Genomic DNA, 17,208 nt, shown 5'->3' with positions numbered 1-17,208 from the left:
AGAAAACCCAGTGACACAGCACCTTTTAATATTTTTCGGCATAGTTTCTTTTTCAACATAGTCACTGTGATTGGATCCACTTCTGTTCCTGTATCGAATGCTTTGCTATATGAACTTGTCCAGGGAGTCCAAACGCCGGAACTATTCTTATATTGCGTATTTTGAAATTCTGCATTTTCGTAGAGACAGTTGTTGCCTTCTGTACCATGGACTAATTTAACCTGAGTTAAAAGCATCAAACGAATATAAAATTATGAAAAAAATGAACGAAACACCGGGAACTCGTGTATATAGAGTAGGAGGTGAACATATTGGATGAACTTTTACAGCGCTGTAAAGAGAAAGATAAAGAAGCATGGGGATTATTGTTTGAAAAATACCATCGCCAGATATATCAAACAGCCTTGATTTTTGCCGGGAACCGTACATTAGCGGAAGATATCACCCAGGAAGCATTTATCCGGGCAGTTACCAAGATCAATCTATTTAGTCCATGCTGCTCCTTTGAAGCGTGGTTATATCGAACCGTGGTCAATGTAGCAAGGAATATGATCAGAAGTCATAAATGGACCAGCCTTTTTCAATCATTCAGAAAAGGCCCATTAAACGCTAGGGATACGTATGATCCTTTTGCGGTGCTTGAGGAAGATGAACAGAAAAAGATTCTGCGGGCTATTATCAGCGAACTGCCCTATAAGGTGGGGGAAGTGATCGTCTTAAAATACTTTAACGGTTTTTCCCAGGAAGAGGTGGCAGCAATTTTAGGGATTCCCGTTGGCACGGTAAAATCAAGGATTAATACAGGTTTAAACAAGATGAGGCAAAAAATCAAGGTACACCCACCGATTGAGGAGGTGCTGAAACTGTGACCGGGTTGGAAAATAAAATCAGAGAAGTGCTTCATATATCCTTTATGCACGAAGAACCCTCTACTCGTCTAAAGGAAAAAACCATAACGGCTCTTAATCAAATTTGCAGACCTGAGAGGAGCAAAAATAAGAAGTTTACCAGATGGGCTGTTGCCTTTGCAATAATATTTGCCTTTGTATTCTCTGTCAATTTGTTTCCCAGTTTTGCAGAAACTGTCGGCAAAATACCCTTGATATCAAATTTAGTGGAATTGATCCAATTTGATAAAGGCATGCATGCCATCAGGGAAAGGGATAAAGGTGTCGAAGAGGCGATTCGGAGCGGATATGGCGCCAATATAAATAAAACTGCGATAAGCAACGGTATTAGTTTCACCATCGACAATGTTATACCGGATCAAAAGCGCATGCTGATTTCCTTCTCTGTAGAATTGGATGAGGAAAAATATAAGGATGTAAAAAGTCTGTGGTTTAACAATATGACCTTGAGCGATGATCAAGGCCAAATTATTGTTCGCATTAAAGATGGCCAGATGGATTTGGCTACCATACAGGAAAACAATTGGATATCCAAGTGGATCATCGGCCCAGGGGAGGGGCAAGAAGGCTCAATGGATCGGAGCGGAACACTCGCTGGCTGGATGGAGGTTGTTAATCAGGGCCAAACCGGAGAGTTTCCTTCAACCATTACCATGGACATCAATGGATTCCGGGATGCCACCCACAGTTCTGGCCATGAAAGCACAAAAATTATTGCCGGCGAATGGAAGGTTGCATTTAGTGTTTCATCGAGCTTGGCAAATGCAAAGCCATTGATATATGAAGGAAAGGACTTCGTTATTAAAAAGGGCGGTTATGACCTTGTCTTAAAACTGGATTATGTCAAGGTTTATCCCACAGTGACCAGCCTTAAAATCGATGTTGTTGAGAAAAAGAGTGCTCCGTACCCGGGCTTCTTCTATGAGATGCATCTTGAGGATGAGACCGGGCGAATTTACAAGCATATGGACGATGAGATCCTCACCGACAGCGGCAATGTCCGGTCTCAGTTCGAAAGCGCATACTTTACCAAGCCAAAGGAGCTGTATTGGGTTATTGAGAGCCTGAGCAGCCATGATCCTGAAACCCAAATTGAGGAAGTAACTCCTGTAAATATGCGCGTTAAGATCTATTGAATAAATAGCATAGCCGAAAGAAAAGGGACTCTTGCAGTTATAAAAAAAGAGTTTCTTTTTTTTATATTTATATCATATGAAAGTTAACTACAGCACCAGCACAACACTGGACTCCCAACCACCCTGGGACATGCTGGTAAGAGCAGTGCGCGAACAGGGCGGACAGAAAGGGGGCCACACCTTTTCGAGGATTAAAAGTAGAAAAACAATATTAACATTCAAGATTAGCAATTTTTATTTTTAAAACAATTGATCAACACAGCATGTTTCTGTTGATTCAAATATCCAAGTATACTCTGCCTCTTCTAAAGCTTCCAAGTCAGCAGCTTCAGTCTTGTCGTTTATGGCAAAATATAATTGTTGACCTGCTTTTTTATCAACTTCGGTGGTAATAGCACTAAAGCCCCTGGTTTCCTGTATATTAAAAACCCCACAAATCCGCATGGTACAAGGGCTTGGGGGCTTTTTAACTCCGAATTGTAGTTCCAGTATATATGATTAGTAACATTATCCATAGGGTTAGGAAATATAAGCATATTATTCATAAAGGTTTTCCTTAGATTTTAACAAGTTATTCAGCTTTTTATCAAAAGTATATACCTCATGTTTTCCCAACTTGTGATAGGCATATAATAATGTATCTACGAAATCCAATTTCCTCTCGGCGTAAACCTTTAACGCTTCATTAACCATTCCAAAGTCGCTAACTTCTAAATTACCATATTCAAAAAGTTCTAATAAGACGCTGGTTATTTTTCTTCTTTCCACTTTGTAAAGCTTCTCCAACACATAGACAATCTCTGCTATAACTTCATTCGGAAGAAAGACCATATTATTCTCAAGTATTTCGGCGGCCTTCTCTGACAAATCATCCGAATCGTTTAATAAATACCTTAAAACAATATTGGCATCAACTATTTTCATGTTTATCCACCGCCGCCTTTGCCCATGCACCATCTTCCAAAGCCCGCAGTCCCTTGTTCTTGTACTTCTCTAATGAGCCTCTGGCTCTTTTCGGTTTCTGGTCTGTGCTGGCTTCCCCATGCTCATTCTCATAAGGAAAAATTAGTATCTCAACCTTTTTGTTCCTTAGGCTTTCGGGTATATCTATTATGCTTGCTAATATATTACTGTTCGCAACTTTTCTAACGAAGTCCAATAGGATTCACTCCCTTCATCTAATGAAAAAGAATGACAATTTTTTATTTATTCATACTACAATATATTATACCATTTGACGGTTTATTGTAATAGGTCAGGGATCAATATCCTACAGACCAAATGTTAGTTTAACTCTTAAACGTTATATAATCTAATTCCAAAGCTGTAGAAGCTTTGCAAGATAACTTTGAAATGGTTATGAAGCAAGGGATAAATTAAGGAACTAATTAGGATTTTGTTAGGGATAGTGATAAATAAATTTTCTAAAAAATTTGGAACCTTTCCCCTGACAAAGATAGTCTTTTTAGTAGAGGACCGGTCCGGGAGGTTACCAATTTACTGGGAGTATCGGGAAAGTTTGGGCAGCTTCACCATACAGATTCCTGAAGAATGAAATCTTAAGGTAAATTAGACGATAGAAATACAACCTAAATCACTTTTCTTTTATGCATAGGTTGACAATAATTTCTTTCCGCTGTAATATGATGAAAAACAGTATTACTGCAAAACAGTAGTAAATAGGAGTGAGCGTCATGGGTCAAGTAGTAGGTAATATAATCGTACAGAAGCGAGGTGTAGTGAGTCTGGGACTGCTAAAAGAACACAACATACCATTAAACGATGGAGATATTTTTCAAGTGCAAATAGAAGATGGCAAAGTTATTCTTATTCCTATGAAACTAATTCCCGCTGATCAAACATGGTTCTGGACTAGGGAGTGGCAAAAAGGCGAGAAAGAAGCAGAAGAAGATATAGTTGCTGGAAAGGTTAAATCGTTTGAAAACGCGGAAGACCTTCTAAAGGACTTAGATCAATGAAATTCCAAAGAACTGAACGTTTTAAACGAATGTACAAAAAAATGGATTCACAGCAACAGGACTTTATAAAAAGAGCTATAAATTTAATGTCGGATAATATTTATCACCCGTCTTTAAGAGTTAAGCGCATTCAAGGTACTAAAAGAATATGGGAAGCGAGCGCCACCATGGGACTACGCATTACATTTGACTGGGAAGAAGATGTAATTACTTTAAGAAACTGTGGAGAGCATGACAAGACTCTGAAAAACCCGTAAGAAACAAATGCTGAAAACAACTTGCCTGCCCGATAGGTTGTATCAATAAGAACGTGTTGGCGCGGTCATCTAAGCTGCGCCGAAATCAGCTTGTATACTAAATCGCGTTTTCAACCGCGTACTGCTGCGCATACGAGTCCTTCGGGTAAATGATCGTAAGGTTCTCGCAACCATCGAACGCCGTTTTGCCAATAAAGGTTACGCTGGCCGGAATGGTAATGGAGGTCAAGCCGGTGCAATTAAAGAAGGCCCCATCACCAATTTTGGTTACGCTCTCCGGCAAGGTGATGGTTTTAAGCCGGCTGCAATTTCCAAAAGCGCCGGCGTTTATTTCGGTAACGGTATCCGGTATGGTATAGGCGGTGTAGCTGACCGGAACATAGCAAAGCAGTTTGCCCTGGTGGATGATAACCGGTTCAGAAATACCGGTACGATTAAAAGCAGCTCTACCAATTTGGGTCACACTGGCCGGGATGGTGACGGACTTGAGTTGGCTGCACCACTCAAAGGCGTAATCGCCGATGGTGGTGACGCTGTCCGGAATGGTCATGGAAGTGAGGCTGCTTCAATTAGAGAATGCGTAGTCGTTTATAGTGGTCACGGTATCGGGTATGGTATAGCTGGTCAGTCCGGGGGGCACATAGTACAGCGTTTTTCCATCATTAATGATTACGGGAGAGGATAGTTTGGTCCCCGAAAAGGCATGGTTGCCGATGGAGGTCACACCGCTCCCCATCGTTACCGAGGCTAAGCTACTGCAGTCACTAAACGCAGAGGGGCCGATGGAGGTTACGCTGTCCGGGATGCTGACGGAGGTTAAACTGCTGCAACCAGCGAAGGCACCGTTGCCAATAGATTCCAACGTATCGGGAATTGTGACCGATGCCAAGCCGGTGCAATTCCCGAACGCACCCTCGCCAATGGATACGACCCCTTTGGGGATGGTCACTTCTGAAATGCCGGGGCGATAGCTGAAAGCCAGACCCCCAATGGCGGTAATGCCTAAATTGTCAGGAATATTGACGACCATCCCGACCTCTATGTCATCTGGCGGTGAATCGCCGACTTCAACCGGATCAGCCCCTGCGTAGCGTGTTAATACGCCATTTTTAACCACGAAATCACCTGTGTTTGTCTCTCCGGTACAACCCATACTGCTTAAAGCAACAACCAGCAACGCCATCATGGTTAACATACCAACAGTTCTTGGCAAAAATTTCATTCCTGTTCCTCCATATACTTCAGATTAGAAGATACTTGATAGCCCTGTTTTGTTGATAATTATAGCAACCCAATTCAATATATCACCGTGTCAGAATATAATGATTGACTTTCCAACAGTGTACCGGAAGCGTTATAAACTTTAGCGGTGGCGCATACCCGATAGCTGCCGCGGACAACATAATAATCCTCTTCTATTTTGGCGAGGGAGGCCCCAGTTGATGACGCTGACCACGACTTGATTGTGCTCCAGCCGCCAGCGTTGGATTTTTGCAATTGGACGGTCAGCTTGGTTGTGTGCGAACTGTCGTAAGCTGAAGCAAGCCCTGCGCAGGTGGCTGTCCCTAGCGAGTCGATTGACAAGTCCGGAGTTGACACCGAAATGTAGGTGAATTGAGGCGTTATTACGCCTTGTGTCCCTGGGTTTTTGGTCCTGTCAGCCGCGTAAGCCGTAACAGTCAAGAAAACGGCCATAAAGACAAGAATACCAATGCAGACGAATTTTTTCATAAACAAAAACCTCCTTAAAATATCTTTCATTAGAAAAGACAATCCAAGGAGGCTTTTGCAACAATTTTTCTATTTTTTTTTTTTTTGGGGGGGGGGAAATATTTCTTCTTTAGTTAATCTATATAGTTTACTCCCTCGGCCATCTTTATAGCCATGTCTTTCTCTATCTGTCCCCGAATCATGAACATTCGGTCTTGCATTGCCCAAATGATGGTAACCAGAGAGTTTTTCACTACCAGCGTTCCCTCATGCCCGTTGATACTGACTGCTTCAAAGACGGAAGCGTTTTCGGTATCCAGTGCGGGCTTGGTGCCTTCGCTTAATTCTGTATAAGTAACCAACGAGCCTTGCGGATTCTTAAATTCAATCGTTTTTAAAAGTTTACCATCGGAAACAGTCCTGACTTCAAATCCTTCCGGTATATAGGTCGGGACATAAGCTTGGCTCCAGTCTATGGTTGCACTGCCCCCCTCCGAACCGTTGCTGCTGTCCTTCAACTGAAAAGACGTATATTCCTTCTGAATATCCATTAGAAAATTCAACACCTTGACGCGCACTGCCTCCACGTTCGCCACAGTAGTAAAAAATATCGCAATAACAATCAGCATGGCGACTGCCGCTCTGTTTAAAGCTTGCCAAATGCTCCGCCGTCTGTCATAAGCCTGCGACTTTTTTAGCTGCGTATCCAGTTGTTGGCTGAATTTTTGGATTGCCGCTCGGGAAGGCAGAAATTCCGGGTCATTTTTCAGCTTTTCTTTTTCTTCCAGAAAAAGCCGGCCTTCTTTCTCTGCAACGTCGTGCATAATCAATTTAAACAGGCTGTCTTCATATTCCTCATAAAGTTTTTTGCGAACTTGTTCCGAGCTGTTATTCGGCACGCGTACTCATCTCCTTATCCATGAGTTTTTGGGCTTCTTTTCGGGCTCTTGTCAAATATTGCCGTACACTGCCGGGGGCTATCCCGAAAGTTTCTGCTATTTCCGCATCAGCCATTCCCAATATGTACTTAAAATATAATAGATCTTTCTGCTTCTCCGGAAGCCTTAATATGGCATTCCCCATCTCTTCCATTTCTTCATGATGGATAATCCGCTCTTCTATGGTGTCCTCAAGGTCAGGCACCTTTTCCGTTAGATCCGTGTCCCCTCCATAATACGCATGTTTTCTCTGGACACTTTTGTGTTTTATATAGTTGATGGCCACGCTCTTAGAAGTATAGACAACATAAGCGGCCAATCTGCAACTTTCCAGCGTTCGAATCAAAGATATTTTTTCAATTAATTTTATGAACGTATCGTTGATCAAATCTTCCACATTGTCCGCATCATGGGTAATATTGTAAACGGTCTTCCGCACGAGACCATAATAATCCCGATATAGGTTCAGCATAAAAGCCTTATTATCTTCGCCTTCCATTGCGGCGATTATCATCATAATCACTTAAATCACACCCTTTGCCATTGATTATATAGACATTTAGATGATAATTGGACAAAAAACAAAAACATCTTCAGTAAGCTAAAGTGTGACTTGAAAAAAATTATAGAAAGATTTTAAAAATAAGTATTGCAAAAGTGTTTTTAGATTGTCTATATAGATAAGAAAGCTATAAAGGAAAATATTGCATATCAAAAGTATACTTAATCCAATTTGATTTTAGACAATAATTACCACAATACCACCGTGTTGGACGCACCGCAGCTCCGTTCGAGCAGATGTTTCTTGAACTGTAGAGGGAAAAGAAGTTAACCTAGTTTTAATCAAAAGACAATATGGTTCTTGATTAACTTAACTTTCGGAGTTAAAGATTGATTAAAATCATGATAAAACAAATGTTTTTTTACAACAATAATAAGCAAAGCAACGCCGTATTCTTTTCCGTCTGCGCCCGAATCATAACATATGGTTATTCATCTCCCAGATGATTGTAACCAGGGAGTCTTTCACGACAAGCGTTCCCTCATGCCCTTACTTATTAAGGACCGGGTTTATGTGCAAAGATTACCATGATGGGCCGACATTCTATGCTACGATTTCTCTATTTTTAACGTCTATATTTATAGAGAATTTTGAACTCGATGCCGCACGTTAAACCGAATTTTAAACGAGAAGGAGAAGGGACATGCCCAAACTGAGAGAAATGTCTAGGCGGGGTAATTCCTCCGAACAAATAGTAAATTTACTCTACAACACAGGCTACAGATTAACCGGCAGTCATAGGAAAACCCAATAGCTATTAAAGGATGTTTTTAACGCATTAAACGGCAATATAAATTTAAACACAGCTTTGAAAAGCCTGTGTTTAATATACAGAAATAAAGCCACATCCAGCCCGGGTAAAAACTTACCTAAAGATAAAAGAAGCCCGCCGAAAAAGAACAACAGTACAAACAGAGTTCAGAAAGCCCTTTTAACGTTGCCGCCTACAGAAAGGCTGGTATTGGTTTTGCGAGAGATATTAGGGCTGGGTTATATCGAAATAGCAGAGATGACTGGCATAGAAAAAACGGCGGTAACCCGGCTGTTGAATACGGGACGGTGGGCATTGCGAAAACAACTAGTACCGCCTCCGGGGCAAAGCAGACAAACCGAAAAATATCCTCTTGCGAAGTAAGTTGCAATTGTGCAAGGAAAAGGCCAAATGAGCTTAAGGGGGGTCCCATTTGAAAAATATGCTTATATTGTGGAAAAATATCCCATTTGCTAATAATCATTCTGATGGTTTTATCTTTATTGATTACCATAGAAGATTTTTCTGTAGTAAGCCCTTTAAATTAGCGGTTTTAAGTTGCCGTACTGCGGGATTTTTTGCAGGTATGCAGTAAAGTTAAAAAGGTATTTGGGACATAGATAATTGTTTAACGTCAATGCCTGGCCTATTGGAAGCCAGTTTTCCAAATATGGAGATTCCGAACTAAAACTAAACACCTCGGCTAAAATTATAAATAGCTCGACCTATGTCCCTTTAAGATTTACCAGCGAAGCATTAAATATGAATGTGGAAAGGGATACTGTGACAAAAATAGTAATCATTAACAACAAAGATAAAAGTCCGGCAGAATACATAGCTACATTAACTTCCTGTTCAAATGCAACCTGAAAAGTAAAAAGCCAGCTAAATAACCCTACTCAGATAGAATCGTACGATCATTATCTATATTTTTTAGACAATTATTTAACAATAAAAATGTATGACCACGGGGAAATTTATGACCTTACAGCCTGGATACCTGAGTAACAGAAAATTAAAAAAGATCAAAGGTGAGGATAGCAGAGTGGAACTTGCTAAAGCTGGTGACGTTACAATCCTTGCGAGTAAACAAGCGGACGGTAATATGTTTACAAAAACTACCGTACGGACTAAAAATGGGGGGTTTTACAATGCTTAGGAAATCATTGCATAAAATAAAAAAGATGTTTTTCGTAGTTATGGTGCTTTTATTAATTGGTTTATCTGCAGCTTCGGCGGCAGAAAGTTTACCTAATCAACTTTCCTTGGAGCAGGTGGAACGGGTAGATTTTTCCCGGGCGGATACGGCCTATTTGTCATTCCCCGACGTTGAAAATGATCGGGAAAAAATATTAAGTCTCTTAAATATGTATAACCAGGCCTTTAAAACCATCGGTCCGGAGGGGCCGGTTGATTTTGGAGCTGACATCCCCTTTTTTATGAACGAAGTATCTATTTGCCTGAAAGATGGACAAAGTTTCTCCATATATCTGTATGATCAGGGAATATATTATATCACCGGGTATCAAGAGGACGGTCTTCATGGTTTTCAAGTGACGAACCAGGCTTTAGGGAAAAAATTTTATGACCTGGCCATGAGTTTGTTTGTGCCTGCCCGTGAAGTTACATTAGATTGTCGGGAGTTTAAATTAGGTGACCAGGTAACAGTCAGTTCCGATCATGCCCGGGGTGAAGCTCTTATTTTTCTTATGCCAACTTATTCTCCGTGCACCATTCCTTCCGCACCTGATCCTTATCCGATCCCGGAGGCCATTTTGTTGGACCGGGTGCCAGTGGAACATGATTGTTTTTCCCATACTTTTACACTTAAAGAAGAAATGGGTAAAAAAATGGATGGTTCGCCAGGACAAATCAGGCCGGGGGAATGGCAGCTGGTAGTAAGTTCCGGCGGGGGCAGCACCTTCTTGCCAGTGTTCATTTTACCCCCGGAAATTCCCACGCCCCGAGCAGTGGCCTACGATGGGGGCAGGGTGCTGGTTTGGCAGGAAGGGAAAATCCAATTTAACGCTCAGATTCATCCAAACGATCAGCCTTTGTTGATCAACAACAGCAAGTTTAACAGCAGTCCTATAACGTATATTAGTCTTAGCTTTTTAGGGCAATATCTGGGGGTGCCGGTGGAAAATGCCGGGGGCAAATTCATTCTGGGTGGCCCTGAACTGGGCTTGACCGTTGAACCGGATCGCAAGTATGCTCGGATGAACGGTACCATGCCCTATCTTTCCGGTATCATGGGGAAAAACGGTGGTGTGTGGCGGCTCCCCTGGGAAGAGCTGGCCAGGTTTTTCAGTTACCAGGTAAAATGGCTCGGCCCGGAAAAAGTAGTTTTCTTGCGCAATCAGAAAAGTATCCCGGATGAAATGCTGTCCGAACTTAATAAGCCACAGTTTAATAGTGATATAGTTCAGGGAGTTAAGATCAGCCTGGCTGGGGAAAACACCATATATTCTTCTGGAAAACCATATTTTGACCGCTCGGCTGGGAAGGTAATGGTACCTCTCAGGGACACAATCGCAGCTTTGGGGGGGAAATTAGTCTGGTATCCCATTGATTATGATAATAATGATCCTCTTCATAGCCGGCGGTTGGGGGCAGGGGTAATATCGTACATGGAGGTAACCCTGGGCAATCATGTATGGGGTTTATACCAGGGAACAGAAAAAAATGGATCCACTACTATGGTGCAGCTTAGACAGCTGGCCTTGGCGTTAGGATATCAACTAACCTGGGATAGTCAAAATATGCAGGCTAATTTAGTTGCCGGCAAATAGTTTCCTTTGTTTAATGGAGATAATTAGCTGTCAAAAAATACGGAAATGTTGAAAAAATGGGTTTATGTTCTTAGAAGGGAGCATTTAATTATGGGTTTTAAAGTCTGCACTGCTATAATTCTGACAGCAGTACTGTCGGTCTCACCTCTCTGGTCGACCAATACCGCTGCATACGCACGGGATAATGTCAAAAAGATGGTATTAACCCTGGGCAGTAGGGACGCTTTATTAAACGATGTCCCTTACCAGCTTAATGTTCCGCCTGTGCTGGTAAAAGGCACGGCATTTCTACCCGCCCGTTTTGTAACAGAGAAAATCCTCGGCGCTACAGTAAAATGGGATGCAACTACAAAGATTATGGAAATAACAAAAGATGAAATCAATGTTAAAATGTCTTTTAAAAGCAAACAGGCTTTGGTAAATGGTCAGAAAGTGGAAACAAGTAACCCGCCCTTTATAAAAGATGGGCGTACCCTGGTGCCGTTGCGCTTTCTTGCGGAAAACCTAAACATGAGCATTGAATTTAATGCTGTGGATAAAACCATTACCATCACTGAAGTTATACCTGATGAAGCCGTACCCGAACCCATTAACTTGCATGAGGATTCAATTCCATCAAAAATAGATCTTAAAGAAGTATCCAGAATTGAATTTAATCAAAGCGATAATCAATTTTTACCTCTTTTTGCCAATAAGGAAAAGGATAAAGATAAAATTAATCAATTCTTAGCTCTATATAACGAGGCTGTGTCCAAACTTGTTAAGGAAAGTTTTCATTCAGACCCTGTAAAGATGGGACATTCCGTCAAAGCATGTCTGAGACTTGTTGATGGCCAAAGCATTTACATTTCTATTATTGACGGTGGGTTCGTTCACCAAGGTGATCCCAGCCAAGGTTACTATCTCAAAGATGAAGCACTGTATAAAAAAATATCGGATATGATTACCGGATTCTTAATCCCAGTTAAGGGGATAACTATTAAACCTGAATCTGTTCATTTGGGAGAACCTCTTTATATAAATGCAGATTATATTCCTGGTGATAAGGCAAGCATTGAATTATTTCCTACGCATCCCGAAGAACTCAAAATGAGTTTAATTAATATTAAAACTTTGCCTCTAGTTAACGGAAGTATGGATTATAATTTTATCCTATCCGAACAAATAGGTACAACCGCAGACGGTTCACCCGGAAAGATCTGTCCCGGAGAATGGACTTTGATTGTAAGAACAGAGCAAATGGTGGGAGGTGGTAATTTTATTATCCTGGAATGACAAAAATAAAACCGAAAATGAAGGAACGGCTAGCCTTCTCATGCCATCGTACGAGTTCGTATCCAGCTACTCGTCAAGGTTTATGAGATTATTAATAAGTTCGGTTAAACTTATCAGGCTTTGGGATTGCCAATATGGTGCTTTTCAAAGCTTTATGCGCTGGTTATCCTTTGATTAAAAGGCAGGTGCAGCCTCGCCGTATAAACTTTCCCACTAAATCAGAACCATGCTGGACGCACATAAAAAGGGAGTACAAAAATCTGTACTCCCCAGAACCATAGTAAGAAATCTATATATTTTTAACCTTGATTTAATCTTGTACTCATGGGCACTACGGAATATACGTAATAATCTGCTGCGTTAACCTTTATAAGATTATCAGTTAGAATGGTACCGTCCCAGCTAATGTATGAACCATTACTTTGCCGGATCTTTAAGTAGGAAAATGAAGCTTGATCGTGTTTAACCAGTCCGGTATAATCTTCGCAACCGTGTACCTGTTTAACCTTCGTAGGTGAAGATAAACCTCCATATACTGGCAGGGTACAATAGGTGGTTCCATTAACCTTAAAAGTAGCAGTTCCATCTAAGTTATTAATTAATTCAATGGAAACTCGATCACCTGCATTTGGCTGGGTTGTCATAACATTACTTCTCCAATAGTTGGAGTTTCCGCCGCTTGCTTTATAACCTGTGTTTAAAAACTTTTTCCATCCAGCGGTAGAATAGGAAAGACCACCTTCAGCTTTATCACCCAGACCAATGAATAGGTCAAAATAGTCACTATTACCCCCTACCGCGGGGTTAGCCGGAATAACAACATCACACTTTATCCCATAATAATTGTTTGTAGTATAAACTTTTACGAAACTTTCCCCCGTAGCCATAATATATCTCTCCTTTTCAATAATTTTAAGAAAGACCACTGAAGGAAACGAAGGAATTTTATGGCCGTTCCCAAACTCATAAAATTACTTTTCAGTTGACCCTCTCACCTATTAAGGTAAATTAGACGATAGAAATACAACCTGAAATAAAAAAAATCCCTTCTCCTTTTTATTGGATAAGGGATTTTTAATCCGACTTCTTGAAAAGTTCAATTAACTTCAAAGTCATGCTTTGTATGGCGTCTTCCCGATCTGTATGAATATATTTACTTAAGGCTAAAATATCTTCCTTGAAAAACGCCAGCAGTTTGAGGATTGCCTCTGCATCGTTTTGTTTAGCTAACGATAACAGTTTTAGGAACTCAGTTTCCGACATAGTGATTGGAGGGCCTTTTTTTTCCATTTATTCACCACCTGTTGGCTAATGTTCATTTCTCTGGCGACTTGAGCCTCCGTTTTGTTATCAAAGTAAATTTCATAAATAATTCTTTTGCGGATATCCGAAGGAATTGAATCAAGTAACTGTTGTATTAATATTTTTTTATCTGAATGCTCTGTGAAAGGATCGCTATGGCTGAGATTGTCTTTTAGGGGAAGCTCATGTTTCAACTTAGACCTGGTTTTATATTGCAAACGCTAGGCAATGCGTTTTAATTCCCTTCTGTAAGAATCGATAACGTTGGATTCATTGCTCATATTATCTCCTCCCTATTCTACAGTTCTTACTATATAGGGAGATTTATAGATTAATTTAACAACCAAAAATAATGCCCTTTTGTGTCGGTTCCATATTTTGTTGGTTGTTAAAAGAGCTATTTATTTCCTTAAAAGTAAGAGCCGTTTATTTAAAGATGGGAGAGAAATTTATGAATATAGAAGAAATTATCTCAATGACTGCAAACGTGGGGTTTCCGGTTGTATTATGCTTTATATTGCTCCGCTATGTACTTCAAACCATGGCGGAAAAATTGGATCAACTCAATGATTCTCTGAACAAACTTAACGAAACGATAAAAGAGATGAACGTGAAGCTGGAAAATAAATCTTATAATTTAATAATAGCTGATTTTATTTGATGACGTGGTTTATTATGTATCAACTCAACTCAGCAACTGTGCCATAACGAAGCATTTTAAACTAGCTTATATTGTTACTGTAGGTACTATTTAACATTTATGACGTTAACAAATGTATAAATGTTTCCAACTGGATGCGAGAACTTGTCGTATTTATCCGACAGTATCCGACGAAAAAATACTGGTGTTGAAATACCTAAAAGCTGGAACAAAATTATTCTTCTGCTCGTCGATAAAAATCAAAAAAATCCCTTGTCCTCTTTATTGGATAAGGGATTTTAAATCTGATTTCATAAGAAGTTCAATTAATTCTAAAACTATACTTTATTGGCTTTTATTGTACTGTAGGGATTACAAAAAAATTTCAAATTCAATCCTACTATTTCTTCATTTTCAGCGTCTATATTATAGAAGGGAGTGAATCAGGTGGATATACCGGAGGAAATTATCGAACGTGTGCGCCATAAAGAAGAGCAAGCGTACGAGGAATTATTCCAGCTTAGTTGGGACCAAGCTGTACGAACTTGCTGGCTCATTCTAAGGCATCAACACGATGCCGAGGAAGTCGCCCAGGAAGCGTTTCTTAAACTCTATGTACATAGACAACAATTACAAGATGTACGCGCGTTTCGCAGCTGGTTCTACCGAATTTTAGTGAACACAGCCCTGGACAAAGTACGCAAGCGGAAGACCGTTATAAACATTGACGAAATTCGTCTTTCCAGCCAAAGCGACGATATCCAGCAGGCTGAACGCCGAATGCTCATAGACGAGGCCATGCGGCATCTCTCATATGGCGAGAGAACCGCCGTCGTCTTGGTACATTTCATTGGATGTACGGAGGCCGAGGCTGCCGAGGCCGCCGGATGGAAACTGGGAAAGCTCAAATATCGCCTGAATCGTGGGCGGCGTGTTCTCGCTCGGGAGATAAACGAGGAAATAAAAAACGGGGTTGACAAAGGGGGGGTTCAGTATGTCTGACATATTCCGCAAGGCGTTAATGGAAGATGCTGCCCGTATAAATGTGCCTCAAATGACATGGAAACAAGTCAAACAGGGTCACAGGCGCGCACGTGGAAAGGCTGACTGGAAACGCCGGCTACTGGTCTATGCCAGTGCCGCGGCACTGGTAATCATAGTCATTGGCGGTTTAGGCTTCGTTTCACCCGTAATGTCCAAGGCTTTGCAAAAAGTGCCAATCATTGGTGAGTTATACTGGTCGGATAATCCTAAGCTCAGCCAGTATGCATCAGAACCTGACCTGTCGGTAACCGACAAGGGAATAACCTTTTCTGTGCAAAAAATCTATTACGACGGCAAGCGGCTAAATATGCTCTATGCCATTCAGGTACCCGAGGGGTATATACCTGCCCCGGATGTACAGCTTAAAATATTACTTGATATTGATAATAAAGTTCAGCTGAACGGTAAACCTCTTTGGGATTATTCAGGTTTTAAAATTCTGGGCGCCTCGTCCACTGATTCGCTGGTATCAAAAAATATGTACGGTGGATATTTGTCTTATCACCTGGCATCTGATCAGACAATACCCCAGGATAGTGTACTGACCATTCCTGTTAAACAGATAGGCATGGTAAAGGGAGACTGGACATTATCTGTCCCGGTTTCCGGTACGGCAATAAATAGTGGCGCCGAAACTATGTTTCCACAGAATGCAAGCACCAGCTATGATGGAATGACACTTACCGTCAGTAAAGTAATCAAAGGGCCGGTATATACCGACATCACCATGCAATTGCGCCAGGGATTACGGGCGGATGGCAAGCCGGTAAGTAAGACGAGCCTGCTTGAAGATTTCGGGTTGCCGATGGAATTCCGTATTCTCGACACAAACCACCAGGTCATTAAGCTGAGTTCTCCGAAAGTTAACGATCAACATTTTAAGGAGGTCGGGAATGAAAAAATTTGGGACTTTACAATCGAATGCAAAACTCCATCCAGCGACGTAAAGGCCATTGTTATCGAACCTATTTTGATGGTTCTTTATGAAAAGGGTGTAACAGAGGGCAACTGTCCAACGATGCCGCAACTGGCTGTTACTGTTCCACTTAATTGAATATCCTATATTTACGGCAGCACTTGAATTAGCCGGCGATCAAAAGGACTGTCATAGTACACAGGATATATTTTAGATTGCGTATGGTTCTCCGGAGTCATGGAAACGGCCCGCTCACTTTAGGTGAGCAGGCCGTTTCCCGGGTTGTCGCACCAATTTAATTAGAGATGGTGACGGTGCCGATCACCCAATCAGAAGCGCTTCTCAAAATAAGTTGATAATTTCCAGCTATCATGTTCGTAAACACGGTAGACCGGTTACTTGAAGTCACTGTGTGAATAGGAGTGTTATTTCCGGTATTCGGGTTATGCAATATTAACCCAAGCGCCCAGTCCGATACGTCGCTTCTGGCATTTGAAATAGCTACCGACACGTTGCCAGCCACATAAAACGTAGAGCCATCATGGGGTACCGTGTAATTCGGATATGCGTCGAAAGGATAACTATATTGAGCCACTGCAAATACCTCCTTTCCTATAATTTAAAAGGCCCCTGAAGGGAGCGAAGGAATTTTTTTATGGCCGTTCCCAAACTCATAAAATTCCTTTTCAGTTGACCCTCTCACTTATTAAGGTAAATTAGACGATAGAAATACAACCTAAATTATAAAAAAATCCCTTCTCCTTTTTATTGGATAAGGGATTTTTTAATCCGACTTCTTGCAGAGTTCAATTAACTCCAAAATAATACTTTGTATGACGTATTTCCCGCTCTTAAAGATTGTATAAAAAAATTTCAAATTCAATCCTACGATTTCCCTATTTCCAACGTCTATATTTATAGAGATAGTAAATTTAACGATCGGCTTACTTTGCAGTTGAGAGGTGTGAGAGGAGAGTGTCCAAGGTTAATTTAGAACT

General features: G+C 41.0%; 23 protein-coding genes. 12 read left to right on the top strand and 11 right to left on the bottom strand.

The genetic code is table 11. The features are described 5' to 3' along the window. Positions 1-311 precede the first annotated feature (311 nt). Entirely contained in the window at positions 312-869 is a 558-nt protein-coding gene (locus DESGI_RS15035) for an RNA polymerase sigma factor (protein ID WP_006520605.1), read from the top strand. Next, entirely contained in the window at positions 866-2,044 is a 1,179-nt protein-coding gene (locus tag DESGI_RS15030) for a DUF4179 domain-containing protein (RefSeq protein ID WP_006520606.1), read from the top strand. The genes DESGI_RS15035 and DESGI_RS15030 overlap by 4 nt, the downstream gene beginning before the upstream one ends. A 537-nt stretch (positions 2,045-2,581) precedes the next feature. Here the strand turns inward: DESGI_RS15030 and DESGI_RS15020 are convergent. Then, entirely contained in the window at positions 2,582-2,968 is a 387-nt protein-coding gene (locus DESGI_RS15020; RefSeq protein ID WP_006520608.1) for a type II toxin-antitoxin system VapC family toxin, read from the bottom strand. Next, positions 2,955-3,203: a hypothetical protein gene (locus DESGI_RS15015; RefSeq protein WP_006520609.1), complete on the bottom strand. Its 249-nt coding sequence runs from the start codon at positions 3,201-3,203 to the stop codon at positions 2,955-2,957. The genes DESGI_RS15020 and DESGI_RS15015 overlap by 14 nt, the downstream gene beginning before the upstream one ends. 535 nt (positions 3,204-3,738) lie before the next feature. On the opposite strand from DESGI_RS15015, the gene DESGI_RS15010 reads away from it, so the two are divergent. Next, on the top strand, positions 3,739-4,023 hold the full coding sequence (locus DESGI_RS15010) for a hypothetical protein (protein ID WP_006520610.1): 285 nt from the start codon (positions 3,739-3,741) through the stop codon (positions 4,021-4,023). A gap of 86 nt (positions 4,024-4,109) precedes the next feature. Continuing rightward, a complete protein-coding gene (locus DESGI_RS15005; RefSeq protein WP_245561105.1) occupies positions 4,110-4,280 on the top strand; it encodes a hypothetical protein in 171 nt (56 codons plus the stop codon). Between the two features lie 97 nt (positions 4,281-4,377). On the opposite strand, the gene DESGI_RS23205 is transcribed toward DESGI_RS15005, so the two are convergent. The 5 genes from DESGI_RS23205 to DESGI_RS14985 form a co-directional block, all read right to left on the bottom strand. After that, positions 4,378-4,830, bottom strand: a complete 453-nt coding sequence (locus DESGI_RS23205; RefSeq protein ID WP_006520612.1) for a leucine-rich repeat domain-containing protein — start codon at positions 4,828-4,830, stop codon at positions 4,378-4,380. A gap of 15 nt (positions 4,831-4,845) precedes the next feature. Further along, positions 4,846-5,502, bottom strand: coding sequence for a leucine-rich repeat domain-containing protein (locus DESGI_RS23200; protein ID WP_006520613.1), 657 nt, complete (start codon positions 5,500-5,502; stop codon positions 4,846-4,848). 74 nt (positions 5,503-5,576) lie between these two features. Then, complete coding sequence (locus tag DESGI_RS14995) at positions 5,577-6,011, bottom strand: hypothetical protein (RefSeq protein ID WP_006520614.1); 435 nt, start codon at positions 6,009-6,011, stop codon at positions 5,577-5,579. A gap of 113 nt (positions 6,012-6,124) precedes the next feature. Continuing rightward, entirely contained in the window at positions 6,125-6,889 is a 765-nt protein-coding gene (locus DESGI_RS14990; RefSeq protein WP_006520615.1) for a DUF4367 domain-containing protein, read from the bottom strand. Next, positions 6,879-7,451 carry an RNA polymerase sigma factor gene (locus DESGI_RS14985; RefSeq protein ID WP_006520616.1) on the bottom strand — a complete coding sequence of 191 codons (573 nt, stop codon included), beginning with the start codon at positions 7,449-7,451 and terminating at the stop codon, positions 6,879-6,881. Before DESGI_RS14985 ends, DESGI_RS14990 begins: the two co-directional genes overlap by 11 nt. A gap of 847 nt (positions 7,452-8,298) precedes the next feature. Between DESGI_RS14985 and DESGI_RS26175 the strand changes: the two genes are divergently transcribed. The 5 genes from DESGI_RS26175 to DESGI_RS14960 all read left to right on the top strand — a co-directional run bounded on the left by DESGI_RS26175 (position 8,299) and on the right by DESGI_RS14960 (position 12,308). After that, positions 8,299-8,625 (top strand): RNA polymerase sigma factor, encoded by a 327-nt coding sequence (locus tag DESGI_RS26175; protein WP_041284924.1) that lies wholly within the window; start codon positions 8,299-8,301, stop codon positions 8,623-8,625. A gap of 49 nt (positions 8,626-8,674) precedes the next feature. Beyond that, on the top strand, positions 8,675-8,836 hold the full coding sequence (locus DESGI_RS24690) for a hypothetical protein (protein WP_157872795.1): 162 nt from the start codon (positions 8,675-8,677) through the stop codon (positions 8,834-8,836). 29 nt (positions 8,837-8,865) lie between these two features. Continuing rightward, the gene (locus tag DESGI_RS26495) at positions 8,866-9,111 is read left to right on the top strand and encodes a stalk domain-containing protein (RefSeq protein ID WP_006520618.1); all 246 of its coding nucleotides are present in this window, start codon (positions 8,866-8,868) and stop codon (positions 9,109-9,111) included. A gap of 281 nt (positions 9,112-9,392) precedes the next feature. After that, a complete protein-coding gene (locus tag DESGI_RS14965; RefSeq protein WP_006520620.1) occupies positions 9,393-11,033 on the top strand; it encodes a stalk domain-containing protein in 1,641 nt (546 codons plus the stop codon). 90 nt (positions 11,034-11,123) lie between these two features. Further along, positions 11,124-12,308 (top strand): copper amine oxidase N-terminal domain-containing protein, encoded by a 1,185-nt coding sequence (locus DESGI_RS14960; RefSeq protein ID WP_006520621.1) that lies wholly within the window; start codon positions 11,124-11,126, stop codon positions 12,306-12,308. 299 nt (positions 12,309-12,607) lie between these two features. Here the strand turns inward: DESGI_RS14960 and DESGI_RS14955 are convergent, their stop codons facing one another. From DESGI_RS14955 to DESGI_RS26490, 3 genes are all read right to left on the bottom strand, one after another. Next, entirely contained in the window at positions 12,608-13,195 is a 588-nt protein-coding gene (locus DESGI_RS14955; protein ID WP_006520622.1) for a hypothetical protein, read from the bottom strand. Between the two features lie 187 nt (positions 13,196-13,382). Beyond that, positions 13,383-13,598, bottom strand: coding sequence for a helix-turn-helix domain-containing protein (locus tag DESGI_RS14950; RefSeq protein WP_006520623.1), 216 nt, complete (start codon positions 13,596-13,598; stop codon positions 13,383-13,385). Then, entirely contained in the window at positions 13,550-13,804 is a 255-nt protein-coding gene (locus DESGI_RS26490; protein WP_006520624.1) for a sigma factor-like helix-turn-helix DNA-binding protein, read from the bottom strand. The genes DESGI_RS14950 and DESGI_RS26490 overlap by 49 nt, the downstream gene beginning before the upstream one ends. Positions 13,805-14,061: 257 nt before the next feature. Between DESGI_RS26490 and DESGI_RS14945 the strand changes: the two genes are divergently transcribed. The 3 genes from DESGI_RS14945 to DESGI_RS14935 all read left to right on the top strand — a co-directional run bounded on the left by DESGI_RS14945 (position 14,062) and on the right by DESGI_RS14935 (position 16,348). After that, the gene (locus DESGI_RS14945) at positions 14,062-14,271 is read left to right on the top strand and encodes a hypothetical protein (RefSeq protein WP_006520625.1); all 210 of its coding nucleotides are present in this window, start codon (positions 14,062-14,064) and stop codon (positions 14,269-14,271) included. A 426-nt stretch (positions 14,272-14,697) separates the two neighbouring features. Further along, complete coding sequence (locus DESGI_RS14940) at positions 14,698-15,252, top strand: RNA polymerase sigma factor (protein WP_015617984.1); 555 nt, start codon at positions 14,698-14,700, stop codon at positions 15,250-15,252. Further along, positions 15,245-16,348, top strand: coding sequence for a DUF4179 domain-containing protein (locus DESGI_RS14935; RefSeq protein ID WP_006524780.1), 1,104 nt, complete (start codon positions 15,245-15,247; stop codon positions 16,346-16,348). Before DESGI_RS14940 ends, DESGI_RS14935 begins: the two co-directional genes overlap by 8 nt. A gap of 157 nt (positions 16,349-16,505) precedes the next feature. Here the strand turns inward: DESGI_RS14935 and DESGI_RS14930 are convergent, their stop codons facing one another. Continuing rightward, positions 16,506-16,805 (bottom strand): hypothetical protein, encoded by a 300-nt coding sequence (locus tag DESGI_RS14930; protein ID WP_006524781.1) that lies wholly within the window; start codon positions 16,803-16,805, stop codon positions 16,506-16,508. Positions 16,806-17,208 lie beyond the last annotated feature (403 nt).

It is taken from the genome of Desulfoscipio gibsoniae DSM 7213 (genome assembly GCF_000233715.2).
Taxonomy (GTDB): Bacteria; Bacillota; Desulfotomaculia; order Desulfotomaculales; family Desulfallaceae; genus Sporotomaculum; species Sporotomaculum gibsoniae.
This window is presented reverse-complemented; position numbering and strand designations above follow the sequence as displayed.